This is a genomic window from Streptococcus oralis (assembly GCF_016028255.1).
In the GTDB taxonomy this organism is placed as follows: domain Bacteria; phylum Bacillota; class Bacilli; order Lactobacillales; family Streptococcaceae; genus Streptococcus; species Streptococcus oralis_AC.
On record NZ_CP065707.1, the window covers coordinates 211,619 to 227,849 of the forward strand.

Below are 16,231 nucleotides of genomic sequence, written 5' to 3' on the forward strand. Positions count from 1 at the left end.
AGGGATTTGTGAGCTTTTTTTCGTTTTTTTAGGATGAAACTGTTTTCTCTTTTCATCTTCCTATGATTACTGATTTTACAACTATAAAAATATATCTTTTCTCCTATATAATATGTGTCATCTTGACATTGAATTTATCTTCTGATTGATCCACTAAAATGTCCGCTTTAGACTCGTTTTCTCTATAGTATCGCTGATACTGCTCCCGTCTCATCTGATGGCTAGCTAATACAAAAGATGCATCGCTATTTCTCATAGTCGTATCTCGAGCTAAGCGCCTCTTTAACTCTGTTTCTTCATCTGTGTAGAAACAGATGGTTTTGTCAAAGAGTTCCTTGGGTAGAAAACCCACAGACATCCCTTCAACAATCAAAATCGGTTTTGCTCCAGACAAGACCTCGCTAGCCTTCCAAGGTTCCTCAATTGTCAAGATATCCATACCCGCCTGCAAGGCTAGAATATCTCTCTGCAAACTTGCCAGTTCATGCGCCACTGGCAGACAAGCTGTCACCTTTTGATCTGGCGCTTGCTTTGGTACTACCAGGTGACGTTCTGAAGTGATATAGGGGTCTGTTTCTAGTAAATTTACTGTAGTAGAATCTAAAGCTTGGTACAATTCCTGTGCAAAGGTTGATTTACCTGAAGCCCCATGACCGTAGATCCCTAGCGTCCTAATTCTTCCCGTTTCGATCTCTGAAACCAGTTGTTCTATCAGGTCATTTTTCTTCATTCTCTCTTCACCTGTTCATAGCTTTCTTTTCCGTCATTAAGCTTGTCCCAAATCACTATTTGACCTTGTTTGAGAGATTTTTGCACATCGATAATTCGTTGATTGGACGAACCTCGAAACTGGAGCATGAGATTTCGCTTGCTTTTATCATACCGTCCATCGACAAGGATGTCAATCAGCGACAAGAGTTCCAATTTGTCTGGAGTCTCCAGCATCATTTCTTCCCAAGTGTAGCCCGTCCAGGACCAGATGTCTTTGTCTGGCAATTCCTTTCGAATACGCTTAACGAGAGGTAGGAGGATACCTGTATTGAGAAAAGGCTCTCCTCCTAGCAAGGTCAAACCTTGAACATAAGGCTGGGCAAGATCTGTCATAATCTGTTCTTCCAACTCTGGTGTATAAGGAATCCCTGCATTGAAAGACCAAGTCGCAACATTATAGCATCCCTCACAGTGGAACATACAGCCTGCGACATAGAGAGAGTTGCGCACACCTTCTCCATCGACAAAGTTAAAAGCCTTGTAATCAATGATTCGCCCTTTACTAAGCTCCTCACTTTTCCATTCACCTGGTTTTGGTGTATTCCATGTCATGCTGTCTACTCCAAGTCTATCCAATAGCGCTCCGTTCCATTTCGAACATCCTCCAACTCCCCACCATTAGCTAAGATAACAGCTCGGCTTGCTGGATTTTCTGTGCTACAAGTCACTAAAGCTCGTTTAATATTCTTTCCCTTAGCAACTTGTAGACCTTGTCGGAGGGATTCTTTCGCATAACCCTTACCTCTTTCAGATGGACGAATGGAGTAGCCAATATGGCCCCCATTTTCTAGTAAGTAGTCATTTAATCGGAGACGAAGGTTGAGAAAGCCAAGAGCCTGGCCTGCTACGTCAAAACTAACCAGCTGGATAGCAGGAACCCAGTTTTCAGGAATATTGAGTCCCGCTTCCGCTTGAAGATTTTCTTCTAGCCACTCTTCGTAAACAAAATTGTTGGCGTTCCAAAACCCACCATCGTGGGCTGATTGGGTCTGTTCAAACTCTGCCATCATCTCTAAAACTGTTTCTTTATCTGCCAATGTTGGTCTGCGTAGTATCATTTTTACCTCCAATTAAGAGAAAAGCGAGAGGCAACTCTCACTTTTATTTTTTCTTGTTCTTGTTTAAAAACTGTTCTCTGAGGTTGAGCAAGCGTTCTTTTTTACCTATTCCACCTTTCGAGTGTTTCTCGTGATAACGGGTCACTTGTGCGCGTCCCTTATCGTCTAATTGGTATTTCCCCATTGCGTTTCCTTCTAATTTGTTACTTCATGTCCAGCTGTTTTGATAGTAGAGCCATTCATGTGTTTGACACGCGCAGCGATTTCCTTGTGACGTCCATTGACCATCGGACGCGCTTGCGGATTTCCCAGATAACCACACGTACGTTTGACCACGTCTACTGTTTTAGGGTCGCTATTGCCACAGTTTGGACAAGCAAAGCCTCGCTCAGTTGGTTCAAAATCCCCTTCAAAGTCACACTTGTAGCAACGATCAATCGGGGTATTGGTTCCTAGATAGCCAACTCGGTCATAGGCATAGTCCCAAACAGCTTCCAGGGCTTTTGGATTTTGTTGAAGAACCGGATACTCACAATAATGAATGAAACCACCTGACGCACCTGCTTCTGGATAAACTTTCTCAAAGTCTAATTTTTCAAACGGTGTTGGATTTTTACGGACGTCATAGTGGAACGAGTTGGTGTAGTATTCCTTATCTGTGATGTCAGGAATAGAACCAAACTTCTCTGTATCCAAGCGACAAAAGCGGTCTGTCAGACTTTCAGACGGTGTGGAGTAGATAGAGAAATGGTAACCATATTGGTCAGACCACTCTTCCACACGACGTTTCATATCGCGAATAATATCCAGTGTGAATTCCTTGGCTTCAGGATTGCTTTCCCAGCTGTTTCCAAAGAAGACTGTAGCCACTTCGTACAAACCAATGTAGCCCAGCGAAACTGTCGCACGGCGATTCTTAAAGAGTTGATCTACACTTTCTTCTTTTCCGAGACGGCGACCGAAGGCTCCATACTGATAAAGGATCGGAGCATTTGCGGGTGTTGCTTCCTTGGTCCGTTCAACGCGATAAACCAGAGCATCTTCTGCGATGTTCATTCGTTCGTTAAAAATTTCCCAGAACTTGTTCATGTCGCCTTCGGATTCGAGGGCGATACGAGGCAGATTGACTGTCACAACACCTAGATTCATCCGACCCGAATTGACCTCTACACCATTCTCATCCTTCCATCCTTGAAGGAAAGAGCGGCAACCCATAGGCACCTTGAAAGAACCTGTCAGCTCGATAATCTTATCGTAGGACAAGACATCTGGGTACATCCGCTTGGTTGCACACTCGAGAGCCAACTGTTTGATGTCATAGTTCGGAGTCCCTTCTTCCAAGTTAAGGCCTCTTTTCAGCGTAAAGATGAGTTTAGGAAAGATAGCTGTACGGTGTTCTGAACCAAGCCCCTTGATCCGAATAGTCAAGATAGCCTTTTGAATTTCACGCTCAAAACGACTGGTTCCTAGACCAAAACCTAGTGAAGTAAAAGGTGTTTGCCCATTTGAAGTGAAGAGGGTGTTGATTTCATACTCGAGAGATTGCATGGCATCGTAGATATCTTTCTGCGTTTTCTTCCATGCGTAATCTTCCCGTTTCTCAGGCAAGACCCACTCTTCCGCATCCTTGAGGTGTTTTTGGTAATTCTTCTCCGCATAAGGAGCCAAGACCTCATCGATACGGTCAGCTGAGCAGCCTCCGTACTGGCTAGAAGCAACGTTGGCGATGATTTGTGAAATTTGAGCTGTCGCAGTCTGGATAGACTTAGGACTCTCTACCTCAGCATTTCCAATCTTAAAACCATTTTCCAGCATGCCTTTAAAATCAATCAAACAGCAGTTGGTCATCGGAGTGTAGGGGCTGTAGTCCAAGTCATGATAGTGGATATCCCCCTTTTGGTGAGCATTGGCTACGTGCTTAGGAAGCATTTGCAGCCCGATTGATTTCCCAACAATCCCTGCTGTCAAATCACGCTGGGTGTTAAAGACATCACTGTCTTTATTGGCGTTTTCATTGACAACTGCCTGATCTTTATTGAGAAGTTTATGAATGCTAAAGTTGATATCTGTCGCTTTTGAGCGCTCAAAATCCCTTTGTGTCCGATAAGTGATATACTCCTCAGCTAGCGCATATTCTTTGGCTTCAAGGAGTTCATGCTCTACGATATTTTGAATCTCGTAAATCTTGACACCTTGAGGGAAACGACTGTGAATTTCCGCAACAATACGCTCAAGCAGTCCATTTAGACGTTTTTCGACCAAGGGTGTCACATCCATGACTTTGTCGGCCGCCTTGTGGAGAGCCTTGTCAATCTTGTCTACATCAAACACTACACGTCTACCATCTCGTTTTTCAACGAACAAAGTGGGAACGGTTGCAAGGTTTTCTTCTAATACAATCATATCCATGCTCTTTTCTATTTTTCTTCTTAAATGATATTATACCACTCTAAAAAGAAAAATCAATATCTTGTGTTAAAAATTCTAAAATTTTTAAAAATACACAAGATATTGATTTGTTATTTAGATTTATAAAGCTTGAATTCCTTACTATCCGTCTGAACAAGCTCGTATTTTTCACTAAGTAGGCTCTCTACATCCGACCACAAGGCAACCTTTTGATTGACCAAAATCATCTTCGGTTGATTTTCTTTCAAGTCATTGACTAGTTTCGTTTTATTCTCGTCGCTTGCAGTATAGAGTGTTGGTGTTACTAGAGAGCTTGGTGTCAAGCGTTCACTTGCGCGGTAGAAATCTGGCCGATTATCCCAAGCATAGACACGATCCTCAGAACTCGTTTGCTGTTTGACCAAGCTAGCAAGCTGCTCGCGTTCCTGATAAGTACTTGGATGCGAAATATAGCGACTCAAAACAGGTAGGAAAAGTAAATAGACTATCGCAACTAATGGTAGATAGAAATTTCCCTTGAGGTAGCGACCAAAGAGTGATGAAGAGCGGACTCTTCGTCTACTACGACTGATACGATCAGGGCTTCCTTCTTTGATGTTGGTTAACAATAACAATGTCAGAAAGGGCAAAATCGCTGCCAAACGTGAGCCATGCAAAGGTTCCTTTGAAAAAATTAACAAAGCAAGAGTTACTAATAATCCTAAAATAGCGCCTATTGAGACAGCAGATTGTTTGGCCGGTTTAGATTGAAACAATCCTGAAAAGATCAATGTCAGAATCCCAATACCGATGGATAGCAAACCATAGAAAGCAGCATTCTCCATAAGATTGGCATTTGAAAATAGACTAAGCGTATCTATTGGATACAAAGTATGGCTAATCGCATCACCAAAAGTTCCTGTTAATACAGTATAATAGCCAATTGGATAAAAAAGGAGAGAAAATCCTAGAGCTGATGCGAAAAATTGATACAAACCATGAGCAAATTTACGCTTGGCAATATTAAATCCAAACAAACTCAGGGCAAGTGTGGCTGCAAACAAGGCTGTGGGAATAGGTGATAGGAAGAAAGCTAATGCTAAACTCATCCCAACTCGCAAGAAACCTTTATCGTTACTTGGATCATCCAGATAGTCAGCCACTAGGCTAAAACTATAAAATAGAAAAGGCAAGGCCACAGCCACTGCATAGCTACCACCAAATCCCAGACTGCCCACAAGCAGATAAAAAACCAGCAAAAGCTGTCTAGCCTGCTCTCCCTGACCTGTCAAGGTATCTGCGGACTTGAATAGAAAAACACCAGCTCCGAACAAGGCCAACCACTCCACCAAAGCAAAAAGAATACTCCCTTGAGAGAGATAGATTAGTACGTAATAAAGCAGTCCATTTGAACCATAATAATCCGTGTAAATCTGCCCACTCTGATGTAGCGCCCAACCAGTATAAAGATCTTGCATCTGTTGGGGGCTCACCAAACCAAAGATCAGAGGCAACATGACAGAAACAGCTGTAGCAGCCAGACTCCAAATTGCCATACTAAAAAACGGAAGCGGAGTTCGTTTCTTCTTACCTCGCTCCAGTCCAAATTCAGACTCTTGATCCAGCCGTTCCCGATACTGGTATCGAAATTCTTCTAGCTGTTCGTCTTTTTCCTCGTATACGTTCATTCAATTTCTCCTAGTAAGTTTATCTGTTTTAGTATATCAAAATCTTACAGGAATGTCAGCTAAGGATTGATATTTCCTTAACTTCTTATCTAGCTCAGCATAGCGTTCAATCTCTCGAAAACGGTGTAAACTGCTTGTTTGAAACTCTAGGATAAAATCATATTCTTTTTGATTTAGCATTTTCATCCTCCTGCTTATCTATTCGCAAAAAGACAAAAATAAGATCCAGCCTTGGGCCAGATCTTGGTTGGTAGTTAGAGCATAGGCGCAAACAACTGGACAATTTCCTTGATCAAGCTTTGATACCAGCTTGTTTTGATGGTGTGAGGATAGATTTCTTGAGAAACTTTAAAAATCTCTTTGAAGTCCCTCTCAATATCGATGATAGACTGCGTTTTATAAAGCAAAACGCCATTTTCATAGTGGTGGAGCAAGCTCCGATAGTCAAAATTGATGGTTCCCACAGTAGCCACCTCTCCATCGACAAGCATTTGCTTGCTATGAAGAAATCCGGGACTGTACTCATAAATACGAACCCCTGCAGATAGCAAATCTGGATAGGCTCCCCGAGTAACTAACTGAATAACCTTCTTATCTGGGATACACGGCGTCACAATTCGCACATCTACCCCTCTCAGAGCTGCATTTTTGATACTTTCAGTTAGATCGTAGTCCGCAATCAGATAGGGAGTCGTGATATAGACGTAATCTGTAGCTTGATTGATAAGGTTTTGATAGACCGTTTTTCCTACCTGAGCTCGGTAGATAGGCTTTGGCCCACTACTGTAAGGAATGCAAAGCCCCATCCCATCTCTAGGTTGATTTTCGAGATGGTATTGGTCAAAGTCACTAATTTCCCCACGGTTGATATACCAAGTTGATAAAAAGAGTCTGGTAAAAGCCTTAACAGCCGGTCCATCTAGGCGAATACCGCTATCCTTCCAATAGCCAAAACGTTCGATATGGTTGATATACTCATCTGCCAGATTGACACCACCTGTATAGGCAATTTGACCATCGATAACCATGATTTTACGGTGGTCACGGTTGTTATAGGCGACGGTTAAGCGTGGAATCACCTTGTTAAATTTGTGAGCTTCAATCCCTTGACCACGAAGTTGGATGGTGTAATCTCCAGGCAAGGTTGCCATACAACCAATATCATCATAGAGAAGCTTCACTTCTACTCCTTGAGCTGCCTTTTCTTCCAAAATTTTCAAAATACTATTCCACATCAAACCTTCTTCGATGATATAGTATTCGAGAAAGATAAATTTCTCGGCTTTTTTGAGATCCTCTAACATCTGGCGCCACATGCTTTCCCCTGAAGGGAAAAAATGGGTATCCGTTCGATTATAGACATCCGCATTCGTATCCATGCTAAGGAGAGATTTGATGACACCGTAAGCCGACTTATCCTCTTCCTTTAACTCCAAACGGAGAGCTCTGCTATTGTCCTCTCGGTCAACCATTGATTGGAGTTGCTTTAGCTGTTTCATTTCTTTTTTAGATAAACGGCGTTCTCCAAACATGATATAGAGCAATGGCCCAAACACTGGCACAAAGGCTACTAACAGCCATGTTACCTTACTCTCAGGATTCATGGACCGATTGACAATTGATACAATGGTCGCTAAGCTCACTAAAATGACAAGGATAATCCAGAGAATCGGTGCCATCTGCCCTAGATAGAGAAATAAACCAAAGACAATAAACAACTCTGCCAACATGATGGTAATACTAAAACCATACTTGGACATGAGTAGCTGCATTTTTCTAGCTGTCATACATCCCCTTCCTTTTCTAACATTCTCCTTAACTGCTTGATAAACTAATGTTTCTACTAGTATACCTCAGTTCAGGGGTAGATAGCAACCGTTTACCTTTTTATATTTTTAACTAAGATATTAAGAGACTTAAAAAGAACTACCAAAATGATAGTCCTTTCCAGCATTATTTAGCTTCTTTTCACTTTATGAATTAGAAAAGTTCTTTGTAGAGAGCAATGGTTTCTTCCAAGGTTGGCATAAATGGATTTCCAGGTGCACAGGCATCAATCAAAGCATTCTTAGAAAGGTAATCAAAGTCAAAATCTTTTTCTTGGATACCAAGTTCAGTGAGTTTCTTCGGAATACCCACTGTTTCAGACAGTTTCTCAATTTCAGTGATAGCATAGGCGGCACATTCTTGGTCTGTTTTCCCTTCCACATGGAGTCCCAAGGCCTTGGCTACATTGCGGAAAGCTTCTGGTACACGCTTGGCATTTTCACGTTCTACAACTGGGAGAAGCATGGCACAGCAGACACCATGTGGCAAGTTATATACCGCACCGAGTTGGTGAGCCATAGAATGAACATAGCCCAAGCCAGCATTGTTAAAGCTCATACCACCGAGGAAGATGGCATTGACCATAGCCTCACGCGCTTCAATATCATGGCCATTTGCTACGGCACGAGGGAGGTACTCCTTGATGAGTTCAATCGCTCCGATAGAGAGTTTCTTAGTCACATTATAAGCACCTGGTGTTACCAAGGCTTCGACAGCATGGGTAAGAGCATCCATACCTGTCGCTGCTGTCAATCCTTTCGGTTTTGAAAGCATGAGTTCTGGATCATTGACAGAGATAAGGGCGAGGCTGTTCTTATCAACCATTACCATCTTGACCTTGCGTTCTTCGTCAGTAATGACATAGTTAATGGTGATTTCTGCAGAAGTTCCAGCTGTTGTATTGATCGCAACCACTGGCAACCCTTTTTCAGCAGACTTGTGAAGACCTTCGTAGTCCTGTGGTTTTCCACCATTTGTCGCGATGATAGAGATACAACTAGCCGCATCCTGAGGAGATCCTCCTCCAAGACTGATGATGAAGTCACATCCATGCTCTTTCAGGGCGGCCACTCCGTCTGTGACGTTCTTGCAAGTCGGATTTGGCTCCACATCGCTAAAGATCACATATTCAATCCCTTCAGCATCTAGTGGTTTTAGGACCTTAGGTAAAATATCACTGTCTTCGATGAATTTATCTGTCACCAAAAGGGCCTTCTTATACCCCAGTTCCTTGATATACGGACCTACTTCATTTACAACACCTTTACCAATAAGGTTAACTGATGGAACGTAAAATGTAGCCATATGCTTTTCCTCCTGCGCCTCTGCGCTATTTGATTATTTACCATAAGTATACGACCTTATAAGAAGTTTTACAAATATTTGTAAGCGTTTTAAGTAAAAAGTTAGTAAAGAACAGCCAGCCCTTTTTTCAAGAAAAAAAGCTCCAAAAAGATAGCTTTCATCTCATTGGAACTTTTACTTAATCATTATTGCTTAGTTAATACCACTCGGTCAGATGCCTCTCGGTCCATATCGTCGATAATCAATTGATTACCATTAACCGCGTAAATTTTGACATCATCACCGATAATGACACGTTGATTTTCTGGCTCAAAGGTGACTTGCTTGATTTCCTTATCTCCATCTGGCTCGACCTCAGTCCATGTACCAGTCTTACCTGTTACAACAAGAGTGATCTGATCATTCTCATCTTTTCCAGTGTAGGTACCATCGATGTTAGTCGGTTGAGCAACAGTAGTGTCCTGACTTGAGGAGGCTTGTGGTTGACTAGCACTTGTAGCAGCGCTAGAAGATGATTCTTGTTGAGAAGATGATTGCTGTGCAGATTGCTGGGTAGGGGCTTGTGCCTTAGGTCCACAAGCTGCTAAAAGACTAAGAATTGCTAGGGAAGCAATAGAAAGTGTGAATGTTTTCGTCTTCATAGCGATTTCCTTTCTTTTTGTGCCAATGTTTTGCTGGAATCGTTTCCAGATATACCTCCTACCTTCAGTATAGCAACTTAAACCTAGACGGTCAACTAATCCCATCGCTTCCTACTAAACTCGCTCGTACTTCCGAGATAAAGTAGAGTGATCCCGTCACGAAAAGCAGATCCTGGTCATTGGCTCTTTCTTCAAATTCTCTGATAAAATCGCCATAGGAAGGAATCAAATCGTAACCCGCCACATCCTTTTCATCCAGAGAGCCTTGGTAGTCAAAGCCTGTTACCTTAAGTTCCACCTGAGGCAACTGCTCAGATAGATAGCCTAACATTCCTTGATAATCCTTGCGTTTAAGGGCACCAAAAAGGATGCGAACTTGATAGCCTTGCTGGATTTTCCCCTGGATAAACTCGACCAGACGACTTAAAGCTGGAAGATTGTGAGCCCCGTCTAGGTAGATATGCGGACGAATCCGTTCCAATCGACCTGCCCAATGTGTTTCTTTCAAGGCCTGTCTGACAAGTTCTTCTTCGACACCTTCACCTCTTGACGCCATAAACAGAAGAAAAGTTTGTAAAGCCAAGGCGGCATTTTCTTGCTGATAAGCACCTTCCAAACCGATTTCAAGCTGTGAAAAGCTTGCTAGGCTGCTTGAGAAATTTCCAGTTTTCAAGGTGAGGTCTCGTCCAGCTTGATAAAGATTTACGTCTAACTCTCTCGCTTTACTTTGGCAGACAAGCTCCGCTTCTGGAGCAAGCTTGGCAATGACTGCCTTCTTACCAGACTTGAAAATACCAGCTTTCTGCCCTGCTATCTCCTCCAGACTCTCACCCAAGGTCTCCTGATGATCTAACCCAATCGAAGTTATAACTGCAATCTCTCCTGTTACGACATTAGTGGTGTCAAGCAGACCACCAATCCCCACTTCTAGAAGAACTAGATCCACGTCCTGCTCTTTAAAGTAAAGCAAAGCAATCAAGGTCAACAACTCAAAGAAAGACAATTGGTCATGTGTTTCCAAAAGAGTTTTTTCCATCTCCTTGACTTGGTTAGCTATACGGGTAAAGTCTTCATCTACGATCGGTTGCCCATTAATACAGATTCTATCATGGATACTGATGATATGAGGAGAGGTAAAAGTACCAACTTTTTTACCATGAGAAACAAACAACTCCCTCATGAAGGCAATAGTTGACCCTTTACCATTAGTCCCTGTTACGTGGATAATAGGATAAGTCTTCTCAGGATTCCCCAGCAAATCCACTGCTCGCTGCATTCGTCCAAGTCCAGATCTAAAGTTTAAACCAATCCGACTATGGAGCCATTCTTCTACTTCAAACATACATGTCTCCTTACAAAAGTACAATCAACTACTGCATCAAAGTATGATTGCAAATAAAAAGCGAGGTCGGGACAAAAATCCCGACCTCTTACCTGGTTAGCTAATCACTAGCTACTATGAATTTCAACGTAAGCTAAAAATGTCTCCCAGACTCACCAGCTCTCTCTTATTTCAAGGATCTGGGCTAAAAACGTCCCCCGGACGTTCCTACGTTTCTAATTTCTGGCGCAGGGCTAAAAACATCCACTGGATGTTTTTACTCCTCCATAAAGCTGTTGAAGACTTCTTCAATCATGTTCCACTCGTCTTCTGAGTCTTCTGGGATTGGTTGCAATTCGCCTTCTGTTCCGTCTTCATTTTCGATGAATGAGTAAGCTTGGATTTCAACTTCACCGTTTTCATCTTCTTCTGCGTTAACTGGCACTAGAAGAACATAGTTCTTACCAAATTCTTCTTTCCCGTCGATGGTCAAAAGAATTTCAAACAAGGTTTCATTTCCTTGCTCATCTACTAGTGTAATCAATTCACGTTCTTCGTGGTCATGGTTGTGATCGTGTGACATAGTTTCTCCTCTGTCTTAAAATTTTCTATCTAAATAATTTTGCAAAATCAGCTGAGCAGCCAACTTATCAATAACTTTCTTGCGTTTATTGCGACTGATATCTGCTTGTTCAATCAACATACGTTCTGCAGCGACCGTCGTCAAACGCTCATCTTGATAGTCTACTGGCAAACCAAAAAGTTCCTCTAGTTTTGCTCCGTAGGCCTGACTGGCTTCTACTCGCGGACCACTGGTATTGTTCATATTTTTAGGCAAGCCTACTACAAAGCGTTCCACCTTATAGCTGTCAACCAATTTCTTGATACGGTCAAAACCAAACTGGCCCTGATCCTCATTAATCTGGATGATTTCAAGTCCTTGAGCGGTGAAGCCTAGTGGATCGCTAATCGCAACACCCACTGTTTTTGAACCGACGTCCAATCCCATAATTCTCATAGATTATAGATCGACTCCTTGTCCTTTAAGGTAATAGCGCACCAATTCTTCAACAATTTCATCACGCTCATACTTACGAATTTGATTTCGTGCATTATTGTAACGAGGAACGTAGGCAGGGTCTCCACTCAATACATAACCGACGATTTGATTTATCGGATTATAACCCTTTTCATTCAAAGAAGCATAGACATCTGTCAACGTCTCGCTAATCTCTTTTTTGTTGGAATCATCCAATTTAAAACGTACAGTTTCTTCAGTAAATCCCATTCTAACACCCTCTTTCCTTAGAATAGTACTATTATAGCATATTTCCTTACGTTCTACAATTAAGTCAATCCATTTATTTGGATTTTCTTACTGTTCTGTCGCACCATTTGCCACTCTGTCTGCGATATATTGGCTTGGTTCATTTTTCAAAAGAGTCTCTAAGCCAAGATTTTTCAAATAATCTGTCTGTGACGCCTTTTTGACATCCAAGACTTGTAAATCATAGGTCGTTGTGGTCTGGATTTCAGTCTCACTGAGCAGTTTGGTTTCAAGTGTAAAACCTGCCAATTTGCGCGCTTCCTGAAGTATTTCATCCTTTTCTTCTGCTTCTAAAAGAGCTTTTTGAGTTTCTTCAAGACCGTGGTCAGCGATAAAGGATTTCAATTCCTCACTTAAGGGCCGTATTTGCCGAATAACCAATTTTAGAAATTGTTTCCCTTTATAGGTAATGGTTTGCGTTTGCTTGACACCATCTCCTGACTCAGGGAAAATCAAAGTCTTGGTCACAACCGTATTCTTTTCCGCATTTTCCAAAACGGGCAGAGTAGACTGGAGTGTTTCGGATTCACTTTTTGAACTGGATGTCGTTTCCTTCTTTTGGCCACATCCTGCAAGTAGCAGGAGGAGAGTAGCTGCGCCAATTACTATCTTTTTCATAATTCCTCACATAATTTTTTGATAAAAAATGAACAAGGCTAGGAGATACCCCAGCCTCGATGTTTATAGAGCTGCACGCAAACGTGCTTCTGCATTTTCTACATTACGGACAGAGCGTGGTAAAAAGGCACGGATATCATCTTCTTTGTAACCGACCTGCAAACGCTTCTCGTCAACTAGAATAGGACTTTTTAAGATCCGTGGTGTTTCCATGATTAAGTTGAGTACTTCATTGACACTCAAATCTTCGATGTCAACTCCTAAAGCTTTCGCATAGCGGTTTTTTGATGATACAATGCTGGCAATTCCATTATCTGTCTTTGTCAGAATATCGAGTAGTTCTTCTCTCGTAATCCCTTCTTTACCAAGGTTTTGTTCTTTATAACTTAACTGGTGTGCGTTGAGCCAAGTCTTCGCTTTCTTACAGCTTGTGCAACTGGAGACGGTATAAATCTTAATCATGTGCCTACCCCTTTCGCTACATGTTACTATCAGTTTAGTCTATTATACCATAAAAAACATCCGACTTGCGACCTATTTTTAAAAAAATTTAACTTTTTTAGCGATTTTCGTACTTTTTTCTTGACAAAATCAATTTATAGCCAACTTTTAAATTTTTTGATATATAAACGTTTCACAACTGTAACACTGATCATATAGAGAACGATTATCAAAAGCAAAAAGAGGAAATAAATTGGTTCCAAAGGGGTTAAATGAAGCAGGCTAGCAATTGAAGAGTAGGGAAGGAAGGTCACAAAGCTAGCTGCTAGCAAGGTTGTTCCAAGAACAAACCATGATGGACGACTTTGTAAGAAAGGAAGCTTTGCTGAACGAAGCATATGGATAACCATGGTTTGGGACCACATGGATTCAATGAACCAACCAGTCTGGAACAAGATGATAAAGCCCCTTGCAGAATCTGCTCCATGAACATAGGCTTGGCCTGTCGCCATTGGCACAATGACAAAATAGAGCAAGATAAAGGTCAAAATATCGAAAACAGAAGAAATCGGTCCCATCCAAATCATAAAGCGAGTAATGGACTGAGCTTCCCACTTATGAGGATGCTTCAAGAAGTCTTCATCCACATTATCAAATGGCAAGGCGATACAAGAAAGATCGTAGACTAGGTTTAACACAATCAAGTGAATCGGAGCCATAGGAAGGAAAGGTAAAAAGATACCAGACACTAACAGAGAGAAAATGTTCCCGAAATTAGAGCTGACCGTCATCTTGATGTATTTGGTCATATTAGCATAGACTTTCCGTCCTTCAACCAGCCCTTTTTCAAGCACCATCAAATCCTTATCTAGCAAAATGACATCAGCCGTTTCTTTGGCAATATCTACTGCTGTATCAACAGAAATCCCCACATCGGCTACTTTCATAGATGGGGCATCATTGATCCCATCTCCCATATAGCCGACACAATGTCCATTAGATTTGATTTGTAAAATGATTCGTGCTTTTTGATCCGGAGAGAGTTTGGCAAAGACCGTCACCTTCTCAACTGCTTGGGACAACTCTTCGTCCGTCATGGCATCAATATCAGAACCCAACAAGATTTGATCAACGTCTAAACCAACTTTTTCGCATACTGCTTGGGTCACCTTCTCATTATCCCCAGTCAAGATCTTGGTTTGAACACCATACTCTAATAAAGCTTGGATAGCAGGGGCTGCAGATGGTTTTGGTGGATCTAGAAAGGCAAGATATCCTGTTAGAATCATTTCCTTTTCATCTTCAACGGAGTAAGCAAAACCTTCTTTTAGACCTGTTTTATAAGCGACTCCCAAGACTCGTAAGCCCTGTTGATTGAGTTGGTCCACTTCTTTTAAGATTTCCACTCGGATATCATCCGTCAAAGGACTAATCTGACCTTGATATTCCACATGGGTTGAAATCGCAAGCATTTCCTCTAGGGCACCCTTGGTTACCAAACTAACAACTTCGTTCTCATCCTTGACGATGACACTCATCCGTCTACGTTCAAAATCAAATGGAAGCTCATCGATTTTTTGGAAGCTAGTATCCAAATTTTGTAGAACAGCGTGTTCTTTAGCTTCTTTTTCAGTTCTACTGATAATAGCACGGTCCATCAAGTTTTTCAAACCGGTTTGAAAATAGGAATTGAGGTAGGCCCGTCTCAACACAGACAAATCCAAATCTCCATGTATATCCAAAGGATATTCAAGGACGATTTCGTCTTGGGTAAGGGTTCCGGTTTTATCCGTACACAGGATATCAATAGCACCTAGGTCCTGTATGGCATTGAGTTTTTTGATAACGACTTTTTCCTTTGCCATAATAATGGAGCCTTTTGCTAGACTGGCCGTGATGATCATGGGAAGCATCTCAGGTGTAAGCCCGACACCCACGCTCAAAGCAAATACGCCAGCCTCTAACCAATCTCCATCCGTCAAACCATTGGAAAGAAATACGATGGGAACCATGACCAACATCAAACGGATTAAAAGCCAGGAGATACTGTTCATATCCCGTTCGAAAGAGGTGGGCTCGTCATAAGTATTGAGAGTCTGCTCTATTTCCCCCATCATGGTGTCATCACCGACCGCTAGAATCAAAGCCTTGGCACTTCCTGATATTACGTTGGTTCCCATGAAAGCAAGCGCTTCTGCTTCTAGCAAGCTGTCAAAATTTGACTGACTCATTTTTGACAAGGCTAGTTTTTCAACTGAATCACTTTCGCCTGTTAAGCCTGACTGTTGGACAAAGAAATCGCGCGATTCAATCAAAAGGAGATCTGCTGGAATCATATCTCCAGCACTCAACTTGACCATATCTCCAACGACCAAATCCTCAATCGCGATCTCTAAACTCTGGCCTTCGCGAATAACTGTGGCTGTGTTCACAATCATTTTTGATAGATTGGTCGCAGCTTTATCGCTCCGTAATTCTTGGACAAAGCGTATGCCACCAGAGATCAATACGAGAACGACGATGATGATAGAGGTTGTCGGATCTTCTTGTCCAGGCTTCGCCAACCAGACATTGGTCACCATGGAAATCATGGCGATAACTAGCAAGATGATAGTAAATGGATTAATGATAGATTCGTAAATCTTTTTGAGGATACTGTCTTCTTGACCCTTGGTGATGGTGTTTTCGCCATATAGGTCACGATTTTTCTCCACCTGCTCCTCAGTCAAGCCTGTTAGGCTTGTCTTGTAAAAAGATAGAGTTTCTTTTAAAGGTGTGTGAATAGCTACTGCTAATCTTTCTTTTGTAGTTTTCATTGGTTTCTCCTATCTGTATGAATGATGTGT

Annotated in this window: 17 protein-coding genes; all 17 read right to left on the minus strand. The window is 41.9% G+C overall.

What is annotated here, in order from left to right; translation table 11 throughout:
* Positions 1-103: 103 nt before the first annotated feature.
* Positions 104-730 (minus strand): uridine kinase family protein, encoded by a 627-nt coding sequence (locus I6G42_RS01060; protein WP_038804635.1) that lies wholly within the window; start codon positions 728-730, stop codon positions 104-106.
* A complete protein-coding gene (gene nrdG / locus I6G42_RS01065; protein WP_038804636.1) occupies positions 727-1,323 on the minus strand; it encodes an anaerobic ribonucleoside-triphosphate reductase activating protein in 597 nt (198 codons plus the stop codon). Before nrdG ends, I6G42_RS01060 begins: the two co-directional genes overlap by 4 nt.
* A 5-nt stretch (positions 1,324-1,328) precedes the next feature.
* On the minus strand, positions 1,329-1,829 hold the full coding sequence (locus I6G42_RS01070) for a GNAT family N-acetyltransferase (protein ID WP_038804637.1): 501 nt from the start codon (positions 1,827-1,829) through the stop codon (positions 1,329-1,331).
* A gap of 43 nt (positions 1,830-1,872) precedes the next feature.
* Positions 1,873-2,013, minus strand: coding sequence for a hypothetical protein (locus I6G42_RS01075; protein WP_038804638.1), 141 nt, complete (start codon positions 2,011-2,013; stop codon positions 1,873-1,875).
* Between the two features lie 11 nt (positions 2,014-2,024).
* Positions 2,025-4,232 carry an anaerobic ribonucleoside-triphosphate reductase gene (gene nrdD, locus I6G42_RS01080; RefSeq protein ID WP_038804802.1) on the minus strand — a complete coding sequence of 736 codons (2,208 nt, stop codon included), beginning with the start codon at positions 4,230-4,232 and terminating at the stop codon, positions 2,025-2,027.
* Positions 4,233-4,348: 116 nt separating this feature from the next.
* Positions 4,349-5,905, minus strand: a complete 1,557-nt coding sequence (locus tag I6G42_RS01085; RefSeq protein WP_038804639.1) for a damage-inducible protein CinA — start codon at positions 5,903-5,905, stop codon at positions 4,349-4,351.
* 36 nt (positions 5,906-5,941) lie between these two features.
* Positions 5,942-6,085, minus strand: a complete 144-nt coding sequence (locus tag I6G42_RS01090; protein WP_000934190.1) for a hypothetical protein — start codon at positions 6,083-6,085, stop codon at positions 5,942-5,944.
* Between the two features lie 74 nt (positions 6,086-6,159).
* On the minus strand, positions 6,160-7,692 hold the full coding sequence (gene cls / locus I6G42_RS01095; RefSeq protein ID WP_038804640.1) for a cardiolipin synthase: 1,533 nt from the start codon (positions 7,690-7,692) through the stop codon (positions 6,160-6,162).
* A 193-nt stretch (positions 7,693-7,885) separates the two neighbouring features.
* Positions 7,886-9,037: an iron-containing alcohol dehydrogenase gene (locus tag I6G42_RS01100; protein ID WP_038804641.1), complete on the minus strand. Its 1,152-nt coding sequence runs from the start codon at positions 9,035-9,037 to the stop codon at positions 7,886-7,888.
* 185 nt (positions 9,038-9,222) lie between these two features.
* Entirely contained in the window at positions 9,223-9,678 is a 456-nt protein-coding gene (locus I6G42_RS01105; RefSeq protein WP_038804642.1) for an SP_0198 family lipoprotein, read from the minus strand.
* A gap of 91 nt (positions 9,679-9,769) precedes the next feature.
* The gene (locus I6G42_RS01110) at positions 9,770-11,020 is read right to left on the minus strand and encodes a bifunctional folylpolyglutamate synthase/dihydrofolate synthase (protein WP_038804644.1); all 1,251 of its coding nucleotides are present in this window, start codon (positions 11,018-11,020) and stop codon (positions 9,770-9,772) included.
* 256 nt (positions 11,021-11,276) lie between these two features.
* Entirely contained in the window at positions 11,277-11,582 is a 306-nt protein-coding gene (locus I6G42_RS01115; protein ID WP_000017624.1) for a DUF1292 domain-containing protein, read from the minus strand.
* Positions 11,583-11,597: 15 nt separating this feature from the next.
* Positions 11,598-12,017: a Holliday junction resolvase RuvX gene (ruvX, locus tag I6G42_RS01120; protein WP_038804645.1), complete on the minus strand. Its 420-nt coding sequence runs from the start codon at positions 12,015-12,017 to the stop codon at positions 11,598-11,600.
* 3 nt (positions 12,018-12,020) lie between these two features.
* Positions 12,021-12,287 carry an IreB family regulatory phosphoprotein gene (locus I6G42_RS01125; RefSeq protein ID WP_000507060.1) on the minus strand — a complete coding sequence of 89 codons (267 nt, stop codon included), beginning with the start codon at positions 12,285-12,287 and terminating at the stop codon, positions 12,021-12,023.
* Positions 12,288-12,374: 87 nt separating this feature from the next.
* Positions 12,375-12,944, minus strand: a complete 570-nt coding sequence (locus I6G42_RS01130) for an SP0191 family lipoprotein (RefSeq protein ID WP_038804646.1) — start codon at positions 12,942-12,944, stop codon at positions 12,375-12,377.
* Between the two features lie 63 nt (positions 12,945-13,007).
* A complete protein-coding gene (gene spx / locus I6G42_RS01135) occupies positions 13,008-13,406 on the minus strand; it encodes a transcriptional regulator Spx (protein WP_000591165.1) in 399 nt (132 codons plus the stop codon).
* A gap of 134 nt (positions 13,407-13,540) precedes the next feature.
* Positions 13,541-16,201 (minus strand): magnesium-translocating P-type ATPase, encoded by a 2,661-nt coding sequence (gene mgtA, locus I6G42_RS01140; RefSeq protein WP_038804647.1) that lies wholly within the window; start codon positions 16,199-16,201, stop codon positions 13,541-13,543.
* Positions 16,202-16,231 lie beyond the last annotated feature (30 nt).